Annotated in this window: 4 protein-coding genes; 3 read left to right on the forward strand and 1 reads right to left on the reverse strand. The window is 45.2% G+C overall.

Features of this window, described 5'->3' with window-relative positions; genetic code table 11:
• The coding region (locus BCT81_RS26165; protein ID WP_133152733.1) for a hypothetical protein at positions 1-528 on the reverse strand (528 nt) is incomplete at its 3' end.
• A gap of 171 nt (positions 529-699) precedes the next feature.
• Between BCT81_RS26165 and BCT81_RS26170 the strand changes: the two genes are divergently transcribed.
• The 3 genes from BCT81_RS26170 to BCT81_RS26180 are packed head-to-tail and all read left to right on the forward strand — an operon-like array spanning position 700 to position 2,201.
• Entirely contained in the window at positions 700-1,047 is a 348-nt protein-coding gene (locus BCT81_RS26170; protein ID WP_008223413.1) for a flagellar basal body protein, read from the forward strand.
• Positions 1,048-1,067: 20 nt separating this feature from the next.
• A complete protein-coding gene (flgC, locus tag BCT81_RS26175) occupies positions 1,068-1,496 on the forward strand; it encodes a flagellar basal body rod protein FlgC (protein WP_102426355.1) in 429 nt (142 codons plus the stop codon).
• 36 nt (positions 1,497-1,532) lie between these two features.
• The gene (locus BCT81_RS26180; RefSeq protein ID WP_102426356.1) at positions 1,533-2,201 is read left to right on the forward strand and encodes a flagellar hook capping FlgD N-terminal domain-containing protein; all 669 of its coding nucleotides are present in this window, start codon (positions 1,533-1,535) and stop codon (positions 2,199-2,201) included.
• The last annotated feature ends 18 nt before the right edge of the window (positions 2,202-2,219 follow it).

The following is a 2,219-nucleotide window of genomic DNA, read 5'->3' on the forward strand; positions in this document are numbered from 1 at the left end:
TTCCATCATGTCGCGCAGCTTTTTCACATACTTGTTGTCGATCATGAAAGTCACATCGAGTTGCTGGTCGTCAAACTCAAACGTAATGGTGACGCCAATGTCAGAGGGCTGATGGTCGGTGTGCTCAATGGCGTAATGATTGGCATCGGCAGTCAGCGCGTTGGTGATCGCCATGGTGAACTTTTGAAAAAGCCTTAGGTGGGTTTGGGTTAGCGCAATATCGGGGTTGCTACGCTTAGATTTTTTGAGTGGTAATGGGTTGTTGAGGTGCTTGTGTAGCAGAATATCGGCAGCTTGGGGTGAAATAAAGAAAAAAACATGTCCAAATTCCTCAATATGAAGAACGGTTTTGATGCTGTTTGCTGGTGGTCGGCGCGCTTCTGAAAATGTGGCTTTGACGTGACGGCCCGCAAAGTTAAATTTAAAAATATCAATAATTTCTGTTGAGAAATGGCTTGAATGTCTTAACAGAAACTTACGCATTTTTATGCTCGGATTTCCGAATTCAGTCAATGATAATTTCTTCATGTCAAGTACCGATGGTTGGTTTTTGCGGTCATTCTCAAATTTGACACGCTAATTAATCCTAACTATAGGTTAAAGCAATCTCATTTCAACTTCGGTTGCGAGAGAAAATATAAAAAGATAAAGGCCTACTTCTGATAAGGATTAAGGCCAAACAACGACGAGGCTAGGGCAATGATTCACTTAGACGATGCACTTGGAGTACACCCCAAAATGGTGCAGTTTCGTTTGGACAGAGCGGCAGTATTGAGCTCCAATATTGCTAACGTGGATACGCCTAATTACAAAGCGATGGATCTCAGATTTGAGGCGGTACTCAGTGGTATTGGTCACTCAAAAGACTGGTACATAGGTACGGCGGCTCAATATCGGATTCCTGTGCAAAGAACACGAGATGGCAACACTGTTGAGCTAGAAAACGAGCAAGCTAGGTTCGCGAAAAATGTGATGGATTATCATCAGAGCCTTGCGTTTTTGCAGTCTAAGATCAACGGGATAAAGTCTGCCATCAAAGGACAATAAGTGAATTAGGTAGGGACATCATGGCATTCTTAGGTATCTACGAGACGGCAGGCTCAGCGATGAGTGCACAGACCGTCAGGCTTAATACTATCTCCAGTAATTTGGCGAATGCCGATTCTGTATCTGGTGACCCATCACAAGTCTATAAACCGTTGAAACCGATTTTCTCTGCGGTCTATAACCATTTCAATGCACAGCAAACTCAACAGCAAGGTGTAGTGCCGATTCGCATTGCCGATGTTGTTGAAGTCTCCTCAATGATAGAAGGGCGTTACGAGCCCAACAATCCTCTCTCCAATGACGAAGGGTATGTTTATTACTCTGGCATTAATGTTGTTAACGAAATGGCTGACATGATCTCGGCTACTCGTAGTTTTGAAGCCAGCGTAGAAGTGCTCGGCAACGTAAAGTCGATGCAACAATCATTGATGGGGCTTTGGCGCAGTTAATCCAACTGCTGCCAATGACACCCGAGGAACGACACCATGACAACGATATCCGGTGCTGCGCAGGTCAATAATATTGAGTCTGCGTCAACGATGACCCCTCAAGATAATCCGAACAGTGCGAGTGCATTAAAGAATGAGTTCATTACTTTAATGGTGGCTCAGATTGAAAATCAGGATCCACTGAACCCAACTGACGGCACGGAATATGTCGCACAGCTGGCGCAGTTCTCTCAGGTTGAAAGTACGGAAAACCTTGTTCAGTTGACGCAAAACAACTCGACAATGCTCGATAACTTACAAGTACTTAGCACCGCCGCATTGATCGATAAAACGGTGACGGTAAAAAGTGATCGATTATCTGCAGCGGGTGTTGATCAGCATACCGGGTACATTGAGCTGCAAGCTCCGTCGAACACCGTGATGCTCGAATTAGTGGATTCGCTTGGCAATGTTAAGTCATTGAATCTTGGCCCGAATAGCGCAGGGCGAGTGGATTACACATTGGATGCGCAAGCCATGGGGCTAACCGGTCAGTATCAGATGCGTATCAAATTGGACAGTGGACAGGATTACCAGCCATCGATTTATCAGCATGGCCAGGTGGAACATGTGACGACGCCTTTGATTGGTGGCACTAGCCATTTGCAGGTCAAAGGGGTTGGCATGGTCGCGTTTTATGACGTGGCTGCCTTCTCAAATGAGTAAGGCTTTTAATTAGTTAGA

The organism is Vibrio sp. 10N.261.52.A1, assembly GCF_002876325.1.
In the GTDB taxonomy this organism is placed as follows: Bacteria; Pseudomonadota; Gammaproteobacteria; order Enterobacterales; family Vibrionaceae; genus Vibrio; species Vibrio chagasii.